A 19,296-nucleotide genomic window follows, 5' to 3' on the forward strand; every position below is an offset into this window, starting at 1 on the left:
GTGGGCCTCGGGCGAGGAGACCGCGGACTCCAGTAGCGTGGCGAAGTGCTCCAACAGGCGGGAGACGGTGGACCGCTCGAACAGGTCCGTGCGGTAGGCCAGCGTGCCGGACAGTCCGTCCGGCGTCCGTGCCAGTGACAGCGTGAGGTCGAACTTCACGGCCTGGAGCTCGACGTCCACCGGCTGCATCCGCAGCGGCGCGGCGCCTCCGGGTGAGCCGGCCACCTCCAGGGAAGCCATGGGGGTGTTCTGCAGGACGAGCATCACCTGGAAGAGGGGCGAGTGGCTGATGCTGCGCTGGGGTTGCAGCTCCTCGACGAGCTTCTCGAAGGGGACGTCCTGGTGGTCGTAGGCGCCCAGCGTGGTGGCGCGGACGCGGGCGAGCAGCTCGCGGAAGGAAGCGCGCGGGTCCACCTGGGTGCGGAGCACGAGCGTGTTGACGAAGAAGCCGATGAGGCCTTCGGTCTCCGTGCGGGTGCGGCCGGCGATGGGCGAGCCCACGACGATGTCGTCCTGCCCCGAGTAGCGCGACAGCAGCACCTGCCACACGGCGAGCAGGGCCATGAAGGGCGTGGTGCCTTCCTGCTGGCACAGCGCTATCAGCCGTTCGGTCAGCTCACGCGACAGGTGGACGGGGAGCCAGGCTCCGCGCGAGGACTGGACCGAAGGCCGCGGCTTGTCGGTGGGCAGCTCCAGCACGGGTGCCGCGCCGGAGAGCTGCTCGCGCCAGTACGCCAGCTGCTGCTCCAAGGCTTCGCCCCGCAGCCACGAGCGCTGCCAGGCGGCGAAGTCCGCGTACTGCACCGGCATGGCGGGCAGGCGGGCCTCACGGCCGAGGGAGTGCGCGGCGTAGAGCTCCGCCAGCTCGCGCACCAGGACGCCCATGGACCAGCCGTCGGAGACGATGTGGTGCATCGTCCCGATGAGGACGTGGTCCAGCTCGCCCAGGCGCAGCAGCAGGGCGCGGAACACGGGCCCTCGCGCCAGGTCGAAGGGCCGCTGCGTCTCGAGCCGAGTCTGCCGCAAGGCCTCGGCCTCGCGCTCCTCGGCGGGCAGCGCGCTCAGGTCCACCACCGACAGCGGGAAGCGTACCTGCGGGTCGATGACCTGGACGGGCTCGCCGTCGAGAATGCCGAAGGTGGTGCGGAGCGACTCGTGCCGCTCGACGAGCGCGGTGAAGGACTTCTCCAGCGCGGGCACGTCCAGGGGCCCTTGCAGCCGCAGCACGGTGGGCATGTTGTACGCGGTGCCACCCGGCTCGAGCTGGTCGATGAACCACAGACGCTGCTGGGCGAAGGACACCGGCAACGGGCCCGTACGGGGCACGGGCAGCAGGGATGGCGCCTGGAGGGCACGCGAAGAGGCAGGCGTCTCCACTCGCGGCGCGAGCGCGGCGACCGTGGGCGCCTCGAAGAGGGCGCGCAGGGGCAGCTCCACGCCGAGGGTGGCGCGGATGCGGGAGATGACCTGCGTGGCCAGCAGGGAGTGTCCACCCAACTCGAAGAAGTCGTCCTGGACGCCCACGCGCTGCACGCGCAGCACCTGGGAGAAGACCTCGGACAGTCGCTGCTCGGTGGGCGTGCGCGGGGCGACGTACGTTTCACCTCGCGAGGCAGCGCTGGCGTCGGGCGCGGGCAGGGCCTTGCGGTCCACCTTGGCGTTGGACGTGAGGGGCAGGGCGTCCAGGCGCACGAGGGCGGAGGGCACCATGTACTCGGGCAGCCGCTGCTTGAGTGCGGCGCGCAGGGTTGCCGTGTCGAGCGACTCGGGAGCGGCGACGTAGCCGACGAGGCGCTTGTCACCGGGCACGTCCTCACGCACCAGGGCCACGGCCTGCGCCACGTCCGGGAAGGCGAGCAGGGCGGCTTCGACTTCCGCGAGCTCGATGCGATAGCCACGGACCTTCACCTGCGCGTCGGCACGGCCGAGGAACTCCATCACGCCGTCACCCCGCCACCGGGCGAGGTCACCCGTGCGGTACAGGCGAGCACCGGGGACACCGGAGAACGCATCGGGGACGAAGCGCTCGGCGGTGAGGGCGGGCTGCTCCACGTAGCCACGGGCCACGCCGTCGCCGCCGATGAACAGCTCGCCCACGACACCCACGGGTACGGGCTGACCGGAGGCGTCCAGCAGGTAGATGCGCGTGTTCCCGAGGGGCTTGCCGATGGGCACGGACGTGCCCACGTGCTCCACCGAAGTCATGCGGTGGGTGGAGGCGAAGAGCGTCGTCTCGGTGGGGCCGTAGCAGGCCGTCACCGGAATGAACATTCCTTCCAGCACCCGACGGACGTGGGGGGCGCTGACCACGTCACCGCCGGTGAGTAGTTGCTTCACGTTGCGCAGGGCGGAGGGCTGGTTGTCCACCACCTGGGTGAAGAGGCCGGCGGTGAGGTGCAGCGTGGTGACGCCGTGCTTTACCAGCACGGACTCCAGCTCCTTCAAGTCAGAAGGCGAGTGGGGCGGGAAGACGACGAGGCGGGCGCCGTGGAGCAACGGGCCCCAGAGCTCCAGGGTGGAGGCGTCGAAGGAGACAGGAGCGATGAGGAGGAACGTCTCGTCCGGGCCGAGGTGCGCGTAGTCGTTTCCGAAGACGGTGCGAAGCACGGCGGCCTGCGGGGTGCCGACGCCCTTGGGCCGGCCCGTGGTGCCGGAGGTGAAGTCGATGTACGCGAGGCTCTGAGGCAGCGCGGCCATCGGAGGCGCCGACGTCGGCTGTCCGTCCAGGGACACCTCGCCCAGCACCACGGTGGACAGGCCTTCGCCAGGCAGCTTCGAGAGCAGCTCACGCGAGGTGATGAGCACGCCGGGACGCGCGTCCTCCACCATGGCCGCAAGGCGCTCACGCGGGTACGCCGGGTCCAGAGGGACGTAGGCGCCGCCGGCCTTGAGGATGGCGACGAGCGAGACAATCAGCTCCAGCGAGCGGTCGAGCGCAATGGCCACGCGCGAGTCGGTGGACACGCCCAGCCCGCGCAAATGCCACGCAAGCTGGTTCGCACGCGCATCGAGCTGGCGGTAGGTGAGCTTCTCGTCACCGAACTCGACGGCGACCTTGTCGCCATGCCGGGCCACGACCTGCGAGAAGACCTCGGGCAGGGTGGAGGCGCGCGGGTACTCGGTGGTGGTGGCATTCCACTCCACGAGCACCTGCTGGCGTTCCGCCTCGGACAGCATGGACACGGAGGCGAGGGGCACCTCGGGCCGAGCCACGAGCGCCTCCACCAGCACCCGGAAGTGCTCCGCGATGCGGTCGGCCGTGGCGGGCTCGAAGAGGTCGGTGTTGTAGGTCAGCGAGCCTTGGAAGCCCTTTGCCGTCTCGCCCAGGTTCAGCTCCAGCTCGAAGCGGGCCGAGGCGTTGTCCACCTCCAGCGGGCGCAGCTTCAGCCCGTTCATGTCGAGCGAGGGCATGAACGTGTTCTGCAAGGCGAAGAGCACCTGGAACAGCGGGCTGCGGCTCAGGTCGCGCGTGGACTGGAGCGCTTCCACCAGTCGCTCGAAGGGCACGTCCTGATGCGCGTACGCCCCCAGCGCCGTCTCGCGCACCTGACGCAGCAGATGGAGGAAGGAGGTGCTCGGGTCCACCTGGGAGCGCAGCACCAGCGTGTTGACGAAGAAGCCGATGAGGCCCTCCGTCTCACCGCGCTGGCGTCCGGCGATGGGTGAGCCGACGGAGATGTCCTGCTGCCCGGAGTAGCGGGACAGGAGCACCTGGAAGACAGCGAGCAGCGCCATGAAGGGCGTGGCGCCCTCCTGTTGGCACAGCGCCTCGAGGGCCGCGGACGTCGAGGGCGACAGGACCACCGGCACCTGCGCGCCACGGAAGGTCTGCACCGGTGGGCGGGGCTTGTCGGTGGGCAGCTCCAGCGGGGTGCGGCCCGAGAGCTGCTTGCGCCACCAGCCGAGCTGTTCGTCCAGCACCGCGCCCTGGAGCCACTGGCGCTGCCAGACGGCGTAGTCGGGGTACTGGATGGACAGGGGCGGCAGGGGCGAAGGCCTGCCCTGCGAGAAGGCGTCGTAGAGGGCCGCTACTTCCCGCACCAGCACGCCCAGGGACCAGCCGTCCGAGACGATGTGGTGCATGTTGAGCGACAGCACGTGCTCGGCGGGGCCCAGCTTCAGCAGGTGTGCGCGCAGCAGCGGGCCCGTGGTGAGGTCGAACGGGCGCAGCATGTCCGCGCGGAGGAGTCGCTCCAGTTCCTCGCGTGCGGCCCGGGGCTCCAGCGCGCTGAGGTCGAAGGTGTCCAGCGGTAGCGTGCCCGTGGGTGAGACGTGCTGGACGGGCTCGCCCTCGTGCTGGACGAAGGTGGTGCGCAGGGCTTCATGCCGGCGGACCAGCTCGTCGAAGGCGTGCCGCAAGGCGTCCACGTCGAGCTGCCCCTCCATGCGCACGAAGGTCGGCATGTTGTAGGAGGCATTGCCGGGCTCGAGCTGGTCGGTGAACCACAGGCGCTGCTGGGCGAAGGACAGCGGCAGGGCGCCCGTGCGAGGCACGGGGACGATGGCGGGTGCCCGAGGGCCAGAAGTGGACTGACGGGCGGCCTCGAGGCGCGCGGCGAGGGCGGCCACGGTGGGTGCCTCGAAGAGGGCGCGCAGGGGCAACTCCACCTCGAACGTGGAGCGGATGCGCGAGATGAGCTGGGTGGCCAGCAGCGAGTGGCCGCCCAGCTCGAAGAAGCTGCCGGTGATGCTCACCCTTTGCAGGCGCAGGACTTCGGTGAACAGCGCCGTCAGCTTCTCCTCGGTCGGCGTGCGTGGAGCAACGAACTCCGCTGTGGAGGCCAGCGCACCGTCCGCTTCGGCGAGCTCGATGCGATGGCCGCGCACCTTCACCCGGGCCTCGGCACGGCCCAGGAACTCCAGCACGCCGTCCTGCCTCCAGCGGGCGAGGTCACCCGTGCGGTAGATGCGAGCACCAGGGACACCGGAGAGCGCATCGGGGACGAAGTGCTCCGCGGTGACAGCGGGCTGCTCCACGGAGCCACGCGCCACGCCGGCGCCGCCGATGAACAGCTCACCGGTGACCTTCACGGGCACCGGCTGACCGGAGGCATCCAGCAGGTACACGCGCGTGTTGTCAGGCTCGACGGCAACCGTGTCCCCGTACCGGGCCACCACTTGCGAGAAGGCCTCGGGCCGGGGCCCGAGCACCTGCCGGCGCTCCGCCTCGGACAGCATGGACACGGAGGCGAGGGGCACCTCGGGCCGAGCCACGAGCGCGTCCACCAGCAGGCGGAAGTGCTCCACCATCCGCTGAGCCGTGCCGGCCTCGAAGAGGCCCGTGTTGTAGCTCAGCACGCCCTCGTAGCCCTGACCCGCCTGCGCGAGGGTGAGCTCCAACTCGAACCGGTTGGTGGGGTTCTCCACCTCCACCTGCCGCAGGGCCAGTGAGGACTTCCGCGGCGTCACCCGGGTCGCGTTCTGCAGGGCGAAGAGGACCTGGAAGAGTGCGGGCCGGCTGAGGTCTCGCTCCAGCCGCAGCTCCTCCACCAGCTTTTCGAAGGGCACGTCCTGGTGGGCATAGCTGCCCAGCGTGGTCTCCCGCACCTGGGCCAGCAGCGTCAGGAAGGAGGTGCGCGAATTCACGCGGCTGCGCAGCACCAGCGTGTTGACGAAGAAGCCGATGAGCCCCTCCGTCTCCGCGTACCGGCGGCCCGCGATGGGCGACCCCACCAGCACGTCATCCTGGCCCGAGTAGCGCGAAAGCAGCACCTGGAAGGCCGCGAGCAGGACCATGAAGGGCGTAGCCCCTTCCCGCTTCGCGAGGGCTTCCAGCGACTCGCTGAGCTCCCGTGACAGTTGCACCGGCACCGTGCCGCCCTGGTGCGAGAGCACCGCGGGCCGGGGCTTGTCCGTGGGCAGCTCCAGGTGCGAGGGCGCTCCGGCCAGGTGTCGCTTCCACCAGCCCAGCTGCGCCTCCAGCGTCTCGCCGCTCAGCCACTGGCGTTGCCAGACGGCGTAATCCGCGTACTGCACCGGCAGCGCCGGCAGCGAGGGCGGCTGACCTTCGGAGAAGGCCGAGTACAGCGCTTCCATGTCGCGCACGAGCACGCCCATGGACCAGCCGTCGGAGACGATGTGGTGCATCACCAGCACCAGCACGTGTTCCTCGGGCGACAGCCGCAGCAGCGTGGCACGCAGCAGCGGGCCGGCTCCGAGCGAGAAGGGAATCGCCGCCTCTCGCAGAGCGCGGCGGCGGGCCTCTTCCCAGCGCTCGCTCTCGGGCAGGTCGAACAGACTCTCCACCGTGAGCGCGAAGTCCGAGGGTAGGTGGATGACCTGCGTGGGCTGGCCCTCGCGCGAGGCGAAGGTGGTGCGCAGGGCCTCGTGGCGCTCGACGAGGGCGGAGAAGGCCCGCTGGAGCGCGTCGACGTGGAGGGCGCCCTCGATGCGCAGGACGACGGGGATGTTGTAGGCGGCGCTCCCGGGCTCGAGCTGGTCGATGAACCACAGGCGCTGCTGAGCGAAGGACAGCGGCAGCGCGCCGTCACGAGGCACGGGCACGGGAGGAGGGGCCTCGGGTGCAGTGCCATCGCGCCGCGCGGCCTCGACGCGCAGGGCGAGCGCTTCGAGCGTGGGGGCCTCGAACAGCGCGCGCAGGGGCAATTCCACGCCGAAGGACGCGCGGACATGGGACACGAGCTGCGTGGCGAGCAGCGAGTGGCCGCCCAGCTCGAAGAAGTCGTCGCCGGCACCGACCTGCACGCGGCCCAGCACTTCGCCCCAGAGGACCGCCAGGCGCTTCTCCGTCTCCGTGCGGGGGGCGACGTACTCGTGCTGCGCGGAGCTGAGGGCGGTCGGAGCCGGAAGGGCGCGCCGGTCCACCTTGCCGGCGGGCGTCAGCGGCAACGCGTCCAGCGGCACCACGACCGAAGGCACCATGTACTCGGGGAGCTTCGAGCGCAGGGACTCCTTGAGTGCCTGGGCCTCTACGCCCTGTGCCACGACGTAGGCCACCAGCCGCCTGTCGCCAGTCGTGTCCTCGCGCACCAGCGCCACGGCCTCCTTCACTCCGGGGTGTTGGGTCAGGGCCGCTTCCACCTCGCCCAGCTCGATGCGGAAGCCCCGCAGCTTCACCTGGCCGTCCTTGCGGCCGAGGAACTCGAGCGTCCCGTCCGCGAGCCAGCGCACTCCGTCGCCCGTGCGGTACAGGCGCTCACCGTCCCTGAAGGGATGGGGGACGAAGCGCTCCGCCGTCAGCTCCGGCCGGCCGAGGTAGCCCACCGCCAGGCCGTCTCCGCCCACGTAAAGCTCGCCGGGCACACCCACTGGCACGGGCTGCATCGCCTCATCCAGCACATAGGTCGTCGTGTTGCGGATGGGACGGCCGATGGGCACCGAGCGGGCGCCCACCTGCTCCACCCGCTCCAACCGGTGACAGGTGGAGAAGGTGGTGTTCTCCGTCGGGCCGTAGGCGTTGACGAGCGAGCGCCCCGAGGCGAGCCGTTCGCGGGCGCGCTCCATGGGGAGGACCTCACCTCCGGTCAGCACCTGCGGCACCCGGGCCAGCGCTTCCGGCTGCCGGGCCTGCATCTGGTCGAAGAGGGCGGTGGTAATCCACAGCGAGGTGATGCCGAGGGACTCCAGCGAGCGGCCCAGCTCCTCCAGCGAGGGCGGGCCGGCCGGGAACACCACCAGCTTCGAGCCGTGCAGCAGCGCGCCCCACAGCTCCAGCGTCGAGGCATCGAAGGAGATGGGCGCGAGCTGCAGCCACACCTCCTCCGGACCGAAGCGCGCGAAGTCTGTCTCCAGCACCAGGCGAGACACCGCCCGGTGCGGCACGCCCACGCCCTTGGGCTTGCCGGTGCTGCCCGAGGTGAACATCACGTAGGCGAGATTCCCGCCACCCACCCGGACATGCGGATTGCTCTCCGGCTGGCGCGCGAGCTCACTCCGCCCGGCGTCGACCAACACCACCGGCTCGCCGTCCTCGGCCACGGCTCCGGCCAGCTTCTCCTGCGCGACGAGCACCGAGACGGCGGCCTCGCGCTTCATCCACCGCAGCCGCTCCAGCGGGTAGTTGGCGTCCAGCGGCACGTATGCGCCGCCGGCCTTGAGGATGCCCAGGATGCTGACCACCAGCTCCAGCGAGCGCTCCACGCACAGGGCGACCCGCACCTCCGGGCCCACGCCCAGGGTCCTCAGATGGTGCGCCAGCTGGTTGGCCCTCCGGTTCAGTTCCTCGTACGTCAGTCTCTGGCCTTGGTACTCGACGGCCACCGCGTGTGGCGTCCTGAGCGACTGCGCCTCGAACAGTTCCGGCAGCGATGCCTCGCGCGGGTATTCCGCGGCCGTCCCGCTCCACTGCTCCACCAGCCGGCGTCGCTCCTCTTCGCCCATCATCGGCAGCTCGCGCAGCCGCTTCCCGGGTGCGGCGACAGCGGCCTCCAGCAGGACCCTCACGTGCTCCAGCAGCCGCCTGGCTGAGTCCGGCTCGAACAGATCACTGTCGTAGTTGAGCACCACGGAGGCGCCCTCGGCCGTCTCCCAGACGAGGAGCGACAGGTCGAACTTCGAGGTGAGGTTGCCGGCCTCCAGGCCCTTCAGCGCCAGCCCCTGACGCAGCTTCACCTCCGTCATCGGGGTGTTCTGCAGCGTCAGCGCCACCTGGAAGAGGGGATTGCGGCTCAAGTCCCGCCGGGGCTGCAGCTCTTCCACCAGCTTCTCGAAGGGGACGTCCTGATGCGCATACGCGCCGAGCGTCACCTCGCGCACCTGTGCCAACAGCTCGCGAAAGGTGGCCATGGGCGAGACGTGCGCCCTCAGCACCAGCGTGTTGACGAAGAAGCCGATGAGCCCTTCCGTCTCCGCGTGCGTACGCCCGGCGATGGGCGAGCCAACGGAGATGTCCTCCTGGCCCGCATGGCGCGCCAGCACCGCCTGATATGCCGCCAGCAGCACCATGAAGGGCGTGGCCCCTTCCTGTTGCGCCAGGGCCTTCGCGCCGTCCCAGAGCGACTTCGCCCACGCGTGCTGCTGGACTCCGCCGCGGAACAACTGCGCGGGCGGACGCGGCTTGTCGGTGGGCAGCTCCAGCGCGCTGGGAGCGCCCGCGAGCTGCTTGCGCCAGTAGCCGAGCTGCGCGTCCAGCGTCTCGCCCTGCAGCCACCCGCGCTGCCAGACGGCGTAGTCAGCGTACTGCACCGGCAGCTCGGGCAGGGGCGAGGATCGGCCCTCGGAGAAGGCCTCGTAGAGCGCGGCCACTTCGCGGACGAGCACGCCGGAGGACCAACCATCCGTGACGATGTGGTGCAGGTTGAGCAGCAGCACATGGTCCGCGGCGCCGCGCTTCACCAGCAGCGCGCGAATCAGCGAGCCCGTGCCCAGGGAGAAGGGGCGTTGCGCGTCCTCCTCCAACAGTTGCCGGGTCTCCGCCTCGGCGGCGTCGCCGTCGAGCCCGCTCAGGTCCACCTTGCGCAGCGGCAGCTCCGCGATGGGAGCGATGACCTGCACCGTACCGCTCGTGTCCTGACGGAACGTGGTGCGCAGCACCTCATGTCGGCGGACGAGTTCCTGGAGTGCCCGCTCCAGTGCACCCACGTCCAGCGTGCCCTCGAGCCGAACGGCGGCGGGGATGTTGTAGAAGGCGCTGCCAGGCTCTAGTTGGTCGAGGAACCACAGGCGCTGCTGCGCGAAGGACAGCGGCAGCGGGCCGGTGCGAGGCACGGGCACCAGCGGCGGACGGGCGGGGCCGTTCTGCGTGCTCCGCGCGGCGTCGATGCGTACGGCCAGCTCGGCCACGGTGGGAGCCTCGAACAGGTCCCTCAGGGGCATGTCGAAGCCGAACGTCGCGCGCACGCGGGACACGAGCTGCGTGGCCAGCAGCGAGTGTCCGCCCAAATCGAAGAAATTCTCATGCGCGCCCACGCGCTCGGCGTGCAGCAGCTCCGAGAAGAACAGCGCGAGCTGCCGCTCCGTCTCCGTGCGGGGCTCGACGTACTCCACGCCGTCGCCACCGCCCGGGGCCTCGGGGGCGGGCAGCGCCTTGCGGTCCACCTTGCCGTTGGGCGACAGCGGCAGCGCGGGCAGCACCACCACGGCGGAGGGTACCATGTATTCGGGCAGCTTCTGCTGGAGGAAGGCGCGCACGGCCTGGGCCTCCAGCACGTCCTCCTCTTCGGCCACGACGTAGGCGACGAGGCGCTTGTCGCCGGGGACGTCCTCGCGCACCACGACGACGGCCTCGCGCACGCCGGCGAAGCGGCGCACCACGGCCTCCACCTCGCCGGGTTCGATTCGGAAGCCGCGCACCTTCACCTGGAAGTCGGTGCGGCCGAGGAACTGGAGCGTCCCATCCGCGAGCCACCGCACCCGGTCTCCCGTGCGGTACAGGCGCGCGCCGGGCGTAGAGGCAAAGGGGTGGGGCACGAAGCGCTCGGCCGTGAGGTCCGCGCGGTTCAGGTAGCCCCAGGCGAGGCCGTCTCCGCCCACGTACAGCTCGCCGGGCACTCCTGGCGGCACCGGCTGGAGCGAGGCATCCAGCACGTACGCGGTGGAGTTGGACAGCGGCCAGCCGATGGGCACCGAGAGGCTCACGTCGTCCGTCGCGCGCAGGGTGTGCGTGGCGGAGAAGGTGGTGTTCTCAGTGGGGCCGTAGCCGTTGATGAGCACGGCGTTCGGGGACAGCCGCGCGAGATGCTCGCGCACCCGCTGCACGGGCAGCACGTCACCGCCCGCAAGCACCTGCCTCACGAGGGACAGGGCTTCACCCTGGTTCAGCACCATCTGCTCGAAGAGGGCCGCCGTCAGCCACAGCGTGGTGACGCCTTGGCTGACGAGCAACGCGCCCAGCTCCTCCAGCGAGAGCTTGTTCGGCGGGGCCACCACGAGCCGGCCACCGTTGAGCAGCGCGCCCCACACCTCCAGCGTGGAGGCGTCGAAGGCCACCGGGGCGAGCTGCGCGAAGGTGTGCTCCGGGCCGAAGTCGATGAATGTCGAACCGCGCACCAGGCGCACCACGCCCCGGTGCGGCACGCTGACGCCCTTGGGCTGGCCGGTGCTGCCCGAAGTGAACATGACGTAGGCCAGCGCGTCGGCGGAGACGTCCACCTCCGGCGCCGTCTCCGGCCAGCGGGCCACCTGCGCCCACTCCGTGTCCAGGCACACGAGGAGCTGGCCAAGCGCGGGCAATTCGTCCGCCACGTGCTCCTGGGTCAGCAGCACGCCGACGCCCGCCTGTTGGAGCAGGAAGGTGATGCGCTCGGTGGGGTAGTTGCGGTCCACCGGCACGTAGGCGCCGCCCGCCTTGAGCACGCCGAGCAGCGCGACCACCAGCTCCAGCGAGCGCTCCAGGCACACGCCCACGCGCGCCCCTGGCGCCACGCCGCTGGCGCGCAGGTGGTGTGCGAGTTGGTTGGCGCGCCGGTCCAGCTCCCCGTAGGTGAGCCGCATATCGCCGAAGACCACGGCCACCGCGTCCGGCGTGAGGGCCGCCTGCCGGGCGAACAGCGCGTGGATGGACGTGTCACGCGGGTAGTCGGTGGCCGTGGCGTTCCAGTCCACCAGCACCTGGCGGCGCTCGGCCTCCGTCATCAAGGACAGGGACGCCAGCGGCGCTTCGGGGTTTGCGATGAGCCCCTCGGCGAGGACGCGGAAGTGCACCGCCATCCGGGAGACGGTCTCCGGCGCGAAGAGGTCCGCGTTGTAGGAGAGCTGGCCGGAGAAGCCGTCGGCGGTGCGCCACAGGCCGAGCTCCAGCTCGAAGCGGACCGGGCTGTCCTCCACCGGCTGCGCGCGCAGCGTCAGCCCCGGCAGCGACAGCTCGGGCACGGGGGCGTTCTGGAGGACGAACGTCGCCTGCACCAGCGGCGGGCGGCTCGAGTCGCGTTCCACCTTGAGCGTCTCCACCAGTCGCTCGAAGGGCACGGACTGGTAGGGGAACGCGCCGAGCACGCTCTCCCGCTCCTGAGCCAGCAGCGCGCGGACGGTGTCGGTGCCGGACACGCGGGCCCGCAGGGGCAGCGTGTTGACGAAGAAGCCGACGAGCGACTCCAGCTCACCGCGGTCCCGGCCCGCCACCACGGAGCCGACGAGCAGGTCCTCCTGGCCCGTGTAGCGGCTCAGTAGGAGGTGGAAGGTGCCGAGCAGCGCCATGAAGGGCGTGACACCCTCGCGGCGGCAGAAGGCCTCCAGCGCCTCGGCGAGGGGCATTGGTAGGAGCACCGGGCACGCGGCGCCGTGCGACGACTGCACCGCCGGACGAGGCTTGTCCGTGGGCAGCTCCAGCGCCAGGGGCGCACCGTCGAGCCGCTCGCGCCACCAGCGGAGCTGGCCCTCCATCACCTCGTCCCGCAGCCAGCCACGCTGCCACGCCGCGAAGTCCGCGTACTGCACCGATAGCTCCGGCAGCGGTGAGGGCCGGCTCTCGGAGAAGGCGAGGTAGAGCGCGGCCAGCTCGCGCACGACGACGCCCATCGACCAGCCGTCCGACACGATGTGGTGCTGCGTGAGCACCAGGACGTGCTCCCTCGCGCCGAGCCGCAGCAGGGCGGCGCGCAGCAGCGGGCCCCGTGTGAGGTCGAAGGGACGCAGTGCCTCGTTCCGCACCCAGCCCGCGATGCTCCCGCGCGCATCGGGCTGCTCGGACAGGTCCGTCACCGGCAGCGGAACGGGCGCGGCGGGGTGGATGACCTGCACGGGCCCGCGCTGGCCCTCGCGGAAGGTGGTGCGCAGCGCCTCGTGCCGGCGCACCAGCTCCGTCAGGCCGAGCTGCAGGGCGCTGACGTCCAGCGCGCCCTCCAGGTGGAGTGTGCCCGGCAGGTTGTAGAAGGCACTGCCCGGTTCGAGCTGGTCCAGGAACCACATGCGCTGCTGCCCCAGCGACACCGGCAGCTCGCCCGTCCGAGCCACCGGCACCAGCGGAGGAAGTCGCGGGCCCTGGCCCGCCAGCACCGCCCGCTCCACTCGCGCCGCGAGGTCCGCGAGCGTGGTGGAGTCGAACAACTCTCGCAGCGGCAATTCCACGCCGAAGGCGGCGCGGATGCGACTGATGGCCTGGGTGGCCAGCAGGGAGTGTCCGCCCAGCTCGAAGAAGTTATCGGACAGGCCCACCGGCTCCACACCGAGCACGGCGCTCCAGATGCCGGCCAGCAGCGTTTCCGCCGGGGTGCGCGGCGCGATGAAGTCCGGACGCCCGCTGGCTGCCGCTAGGTCCGGGGCGGGCAGTGCCTTGCGGTCCACCTTGCCGTTGGGCGTGAGCGGCATCGCCGGCAGCACCACGATGGCCGAGGGCACCATGTACTCGGGCAGCGTCTCCTTCAGGGCGGCGCGCAGGGCGGCGCCGTCCGTCTGGGTACCCTCGTGCGCGACGACGTAGCCCACCAGTCGCTTGCCACCGGGGCCGTCCTCACGCGCGACGACGACGGCCTCGCGCACCGCGGGCAGCTTCGCCAGCGCGGACTCCACCTCGCCCAGCTCGATGCGGAAGCCACGCACCTTCACCTGCGCGTCCGCGCGGCCGACGAAGTCGAGCGTGCCGTCCTCGCGCCAGCGCACCACGTCGCCGGTGCGGTACAGGCGCGCGCCCGCCTCGCCCGAGAAGCGGTCCGGCACGAATCGCTCGGCGGTGAGGGCGGGGCGGCCCGCGTAGCCGCGCGCCACGCCGACGCCGCCCACGTACAGCTCGCCCTTGACGCCCAGGGGCACCGGCTCGCCGCGCACGTCCAGGACGTAGGCGCGCACGTTGGCCAGGGGCCGGCCGATGGAGGGCACGCGTCCGTCCGCCACGCACTCAGCGAGGGTGGCAATCACCGTGGCCTCTGTCGGGCCGTAGGTATTGAGCAGGCGCCGGCCCGGAGCCCAGCGCGCCACCACGTCGGCGGGCAGGGCTTCGCCACCGGAGATGACCGTGCGCAGCTCGGGCAGTCCGTCCGCCGACGTGGCGGCCAGCGCCGCGGGCGTGAGGCTGATGACGGTGAGCGCCTCCTCGCGCAGCAGCTTCTGCAGCGGCGCGCCCGGCATCAGCTTCTCCAGGGGCGCCAGAAGCAGCGAGGCCCCGGAGCACAGCGTGGTGAAGATCTCCTCCACCGACAGGTCGAAGGAGAGGCTGGCGAACTGCAACACGCGGCTGCCCGGGCCGATGCCGTACGCCACCGCCTCATGGGTGACGAGGTTGGCGACGCTGCGGTGCTCCACGGCGGTGCCCTTGGGCGTGCCGGTGCTGCCGGAGGTGTAGAGCAGGTAGGCCAGGTGGTACGGGGCCACGCCCGTCACCGGCGCTTCGGTGCTCTCACGCGCGAGCGCGTCCTTCTCGGAGTCCAGGCAGAACGCACGGGCGTGGTGCGCCTCGGGGAAACGCTCCAACAGCACGGATTGCGTCAGCAGCACCGAAGCGCCGCTGTCCTCCAGCATGAAGGCCAGGCGCTCACGCGGCAGGAGCGGATCCACGGGCACCCAGGCGCCACCGGCCTTGAGGATGCCGAGCAGGCCGACGACGATGTCCAGCGAGCGCTCCACGCTGAGCGCGACGCGCACCTCGGGCCCGACACCCCGGCGGCGCAGCGCGTGCGCGAGCTGGTTGGCCTTCGCGTCGAGCTGCGCGTAGGTCAGGTGCTGCCCTTCGAAGGAGGCGGCCCGCGCGTCGGGCGCGCGGCGCACCTGCGCCTCGAAGAGCGCGTGGATGCAGGCCTCGGGGAAGTCCGCGCGGGTGGCATTCCAGTCCACCAGCAGCCGTTGCCGCTCCTCGCCGGAGAGGAGGGACAGCGCGGACAGGCGCTTGCCCGGGGCGGCGACGATGGCCTCCACGAGCGTGCGCAGGTGGCGCACCCACTGCTCCGCGGTGGACGCGTCGAAAAGGTCCGCGCGGTAGTCCAGCGCGCCCTCGAAGCCCTCCGGGGTTCGCGTCAGCGTCAGCGTCAGGTCGAACTTCGCGACGTGCTCACCCACGGGAGCGCTGCGCATGGCCAGCCCCGGCAGGGCCAGCTCCGCGGGCGGCGTGTTCTGGAGGATGAACATCACCCGGAACAGCGGCGCCTGGCGCAAATCACGCATGGGCTGGAGCTGTTCGAAGGGGACGTGCTGGTGGGCATAGGCGCCGAGCGCCATCTCACGCACGCGGCCCAGCAGCTCGCGCACGGTGGGGTCGCCGTCCAGGCGGGTGCGCATCACCAGCGTGTTGAGGAAGAAGCCGACGATGTCCTCCAGCTCGGCGCGGTTGCGGCCGGCCACGGGCGAGCCCACGGAGATGTCGTCCTGTCCCGAGTAGCGCGACAGCAGCAGCTGGAAGGCCGCCAGGAAGAGCATGAAGGGCGTGAGGCCTTCGCGGTTGCAGAAGGACTCCACCGCTGCCGCCAGCTCGCGCGGGAGCAGCACCTGTGCCAGGGCGCCCGGCGGCGAGGGGTGGTGGTGGCGCGGCCTGTCGGTGGGCAGCTCCAAATCCTGCGCCGCTCCGTCGAGCTGACGCCGCCACCACGTGAGCTGCCTCTCCAGCTCCGCCCCTTCCAGCCACTTCCGCTGCCATGCCGCGTAGTCCGCGTACTGGAGCGGCAGTGGCGGTAGGACGAAGGGCTGGCCCGAGGCGAGCGCGGAGTAGACGACGCCGAGCTCTCGCACCAGGACGCTCGTGGACCAGCCGTCCGCCACGATGTGGTGGACGTTGAGCAGGAGCACGTGCACCCGCTCCTCCAGCTTCAGGAGCATGGCGCGCAGCAGGGGGCGGACCGCGAGGTCGAAGGGGCGCAGGGACTCCGCGTTGATGCGCCGCCGCGCCTCCGTCTGGCGCTGTTCAGGAGGCAGGCCGCTCAGGTCGACGAGAGCCATCTCCAGCGGAGCGGGCGCGTTGATGCGCTGCACGGGGCCCTCGGACTCGCCGTGGAACGTGGTGCGCAGGGACTCGTGGCGGTGCACCAGGGCTTCCAGGGCCCGCCGCATCGCCTCGGCGTCGAGGGTGCCGGCCAGCTCCAGGGTGAACGGCATGTTGAAGGCCGCGCTACCAGGCTCGAGCTGGTCCAGGAACCACACGCGCTGCTGCGAGTACGAGACCGGGAGCCGTTCCGTGCGCGGTACGCGCTCGATGGGCGGAAGCGTTCGCACCTCCCCGGCGCTCACGGCCGCATCGATGCGCGCAGCGAGCGCGGCGACGGTCGGCGCCTGGAACAGCTCGCGCAGCGGAAGCTCTACGCCGAAGGATGCGCGGATGCGGGAGACCACCCGGGTGGCCAGCAGCGAGTGGCCGCCCAGCTCGAAGAAGTGGTCCGCGGTCCCCACGCGCGGCAGGCCGAGCACCTCGGCCCAGAGGCCAGCGAGCAGCTCCTCGGTGGGGGTGCGCGGAGCGACGTAGACCGCCGTGGCGGTCGAGGTCGTCGACTCGGGCGCGGGCAGGGCCTTGCGGTCCACCTTGCCGTTGACGGTGAGGGGCAGGGCATCCAGCCGCACCAGGGCGGACGGCACCATGTACTCGGGCAGTCGCTCCGCCAGGAAGGCGCGCAGCGCGGCGACGTCGAGCGCCTCGGGGGCGGCGACGTAGCCGACGAGGCGCTTGCCGCCGTGCACGTCCGCGCGGCTCACCACCACGGCTTCGCGGACGCTCGGGAAGGTGGAGAGGACGGCCTGCACTTCGCCTGGCTCGATGCGGAAGCCGCGCACCTTGACCTGGGTGTCCGCGCGGCCGACGAAGTCGAGCACGCCGTCATTGCGCCAGCGGACCAGGTCGCCGGTGCGGTAGAGGCGGGCACCGGGCACGTCGCTGAAGGCATCAGGGATGAAGCGCTCGGCGGTGAGCGCGGGCTGTCCGATGTAGCCACGGGCCAGTCCGTCTCCGCCGATGAAAAGCTCCCCAACGACACCTACGGGTACGGGCTGACCGTGGGCATCGAGCACGTACAGCCGAGTGCTGCCGATGGGCAGGCCGATGGGCACGGAGGCACCCACCTGGGCTGCGTCCGTCATGCGGAAGCAGGCAGCGAAGACGGTGGTCTCGGTGGGGCCGTAGCCGTTGGTGAGGGAGATGCCGAGCTCTTCGAGCACGCGGCGCGCGTGAGCGGGAGGCACGACGTCGCCACCGGCGAGGAGCTGCTTCACCGGGCTCAAGGACTGGAGGTGGGACTCCACCACCTGGGTGAAAAGTCCGGCGGTCAGCCAGAGCGTCGTCACCTTCGAATCGCGGAGCACCTGGCCCAGCTCCTCCAGGGAGGGAGGCTGGGGAGGCATGACGACGAGGCGCGCGCCGTGCAGCAGCGCACCCCAGATTTCGAGGGTGGAGGCGTCGAAGGAGATGGGGGCGAGCTGCAGCAGCGTCTCGTCGGGGCCGAACCAGGCGAAGTCGACGCGCAGCAGGGTGCGAAGGACGTTGCGGTGGGTGGTGCCCACGCCCTTGGGTCGTCCGGTGGAGCCGGAGGTGAAGTCCACGTAGGCCAGCGAGTCGGGCAGGGCCGCGGGCGACAGCGCATGAGTGGGCTCGGAAGCGAGCGCCGCGTCCTCCAGCACTACAGTGGCGCGTCCCTCTGCGGGCAGCCGGGGCAACTGCGCGCGCGTGGTGACGAGCGCCTGGGGCGACGTGTCCTCCACCATGCCGGCCAGTCGCTCACGGGGGTAGGAGGGGTCCAGGGGGACGTAGGCGCCACCGGCCTTGAGGATGGCGACGAGGGAGACGATGAGCTCCAGCGAGCGCTCGACGGCGAGCGCGACGCGGGAGTCGGCCCCCACACCCAGTCCGCGCAGGTGGTGCGCGAGCTGATTGGAGCGCTCATCGAGCTGCCGGTAGGTGAGGCGCGCGGAGCCGAACTCCACGGCGGCGTGGTCCGGGAAGCGGGCCACCACCTGCGAGAAGACCTCGGGCAGCGTGGACTCGCGCGGGTAGTCGGAGGCCTGGGTGCTCCACTCCCGCAGCAACTGCCGCTGCTCGGCGGCGTCCATCAGCGGCAGCTCGGACAGGCGCCGCTCCGGGTGCGCGGCGAGGCCCTCCAGCAGCGTCTGGAAGTGCGCCAGCAGCCGGCGCACCGTCGGCTCCTCGAAGAGGTCCGTGCGGTACACCGTGGCGAGGCGCAGGCCCTGGGGCAGCTCGGTGGCCAGCACCGTCAGGTCGACCTGGCTGGTGCCGCTGTCCACCGGCTGCACTTCCAACGTCAGTCCCGGCACCCGCAGCGGCGGCAGGGGCGCGTTCTGCAGGGCGAACATCACCTGGAACAGCGGCGCGCTGCTCAGCTTGCGCTCGGGCTGGAGTGCCTCGACCAGCTTCTCGAAGGGCACGTCCTGGTTCGCGAAGGCGCCGAGCGTCGTCTCATGCGTCCGGGCCATCAACGCCAGGAAGGACGGGTCTCCGGACAGGTCCGCGCGCAGGGCGAGCGTGTTGACGAAGAGGCCGATGAGGCCCTCCAGCTCGGAGCGGTTGCGGCCGGCGATGGGCGTGCCGACGACGACGTCGTCCTGGCCGCTGTAGCGAGACAGCAGCACCTGGTACGCGGACAGCAGGAGGGTGAAGAGGGTGCGGCCCTCGCGTCCGGCCAGTGCCTTCAGCGACTGGAGCAGCGCCGGGGGCAGCACCACCGTGAGGCGGGCACCGTCGGTGCTGGCCACGGGAGGACGGGGCTTGTCCGTGGGCAGCTCCAGCATGGCATCGGCGTCCAGCTGCTTGCGCCAGTAGCCGAGCTGCGCGTCCAACGTCTCGCCCTTGAGCCAGTCGCGCTGCCACGTGGCGAAGTCCGCGTACTGCATGGGCAGCGCTGGCAGCGGAGAGGCCTGTCCCGCGGCGAGCGCGGGGTAGAGCGCACCCAATTCGCGAACCAGCACGCCCATCGTCCACCCGTCGGAGACGATGTGGTGCACGTTGAGCAGCAGCAGGTGCTCGCCAGGGCCCCAGCGGTAGAGCACCGTGCGCAGCAGCGGGCCCTTCTCCACGTCGAAGGGCTTGCGTGCGTCGGCGTGCAACAGGCGCCAGGCGCCGGCCTCACGCTCGGACGGCTCGCCGTCCTGCACCTCTACCAAGGGCAGGGCGACGTCGAGCGAGGCGGCGATGTGCTGGAGCACCTGCCCGTCCTGCTCGATGAAGACGGTGCGCAGCGCTTCGTGACGCTGCACCAATTCCTGGAGCGCGCGGCGGAGGGCGTCGACGTTGAGCTCGCCGGACAGGCGCACGGCGGTGGGGATGTTGAGGGCGGCGCTGCCGGGGTTGAGCCGCTCCTGGAACCACATCCGCTCCTGCGCGAAGGACAGCGGAGCGCGCCGGGACTGACGGGCCTTGTCGCGCAGTAGCTCGGCGAGCCGCGCGCGCTTCTGTTCGGAGGTCAGGGCCATGACCGACTACCTTTCACTGAGCGCGCACGCGGCCACGGCACGGCCGTTGCCGGCCGGCGGTCCGCTGCG

General features: G+C 71.3%; 1 protein-coding gene. It reads right to left on the minus strand.

The features are described from left to right. The coding region (locus G4D86_RS50790) for a non-ribosomal peptide synthase/polyketide synthase (RefSeq protein WP_164002940.1) at positions 1 to 19,227 on the minus strand (19,227 nt) is incomplete at its 3' end. Positions 19,228 to 19,296: the final 69 nt, after the last annotated feature.

This window comes from Pyxidicoccus caerfyrddinensis, from assembly GCF_010894405.1.
GTDB lineage: Bacteria > Myxococcota > Myxococcia > Myxococcales > Myxococcaceae > Myxococcus > Myxococcus caerfyrddinensis.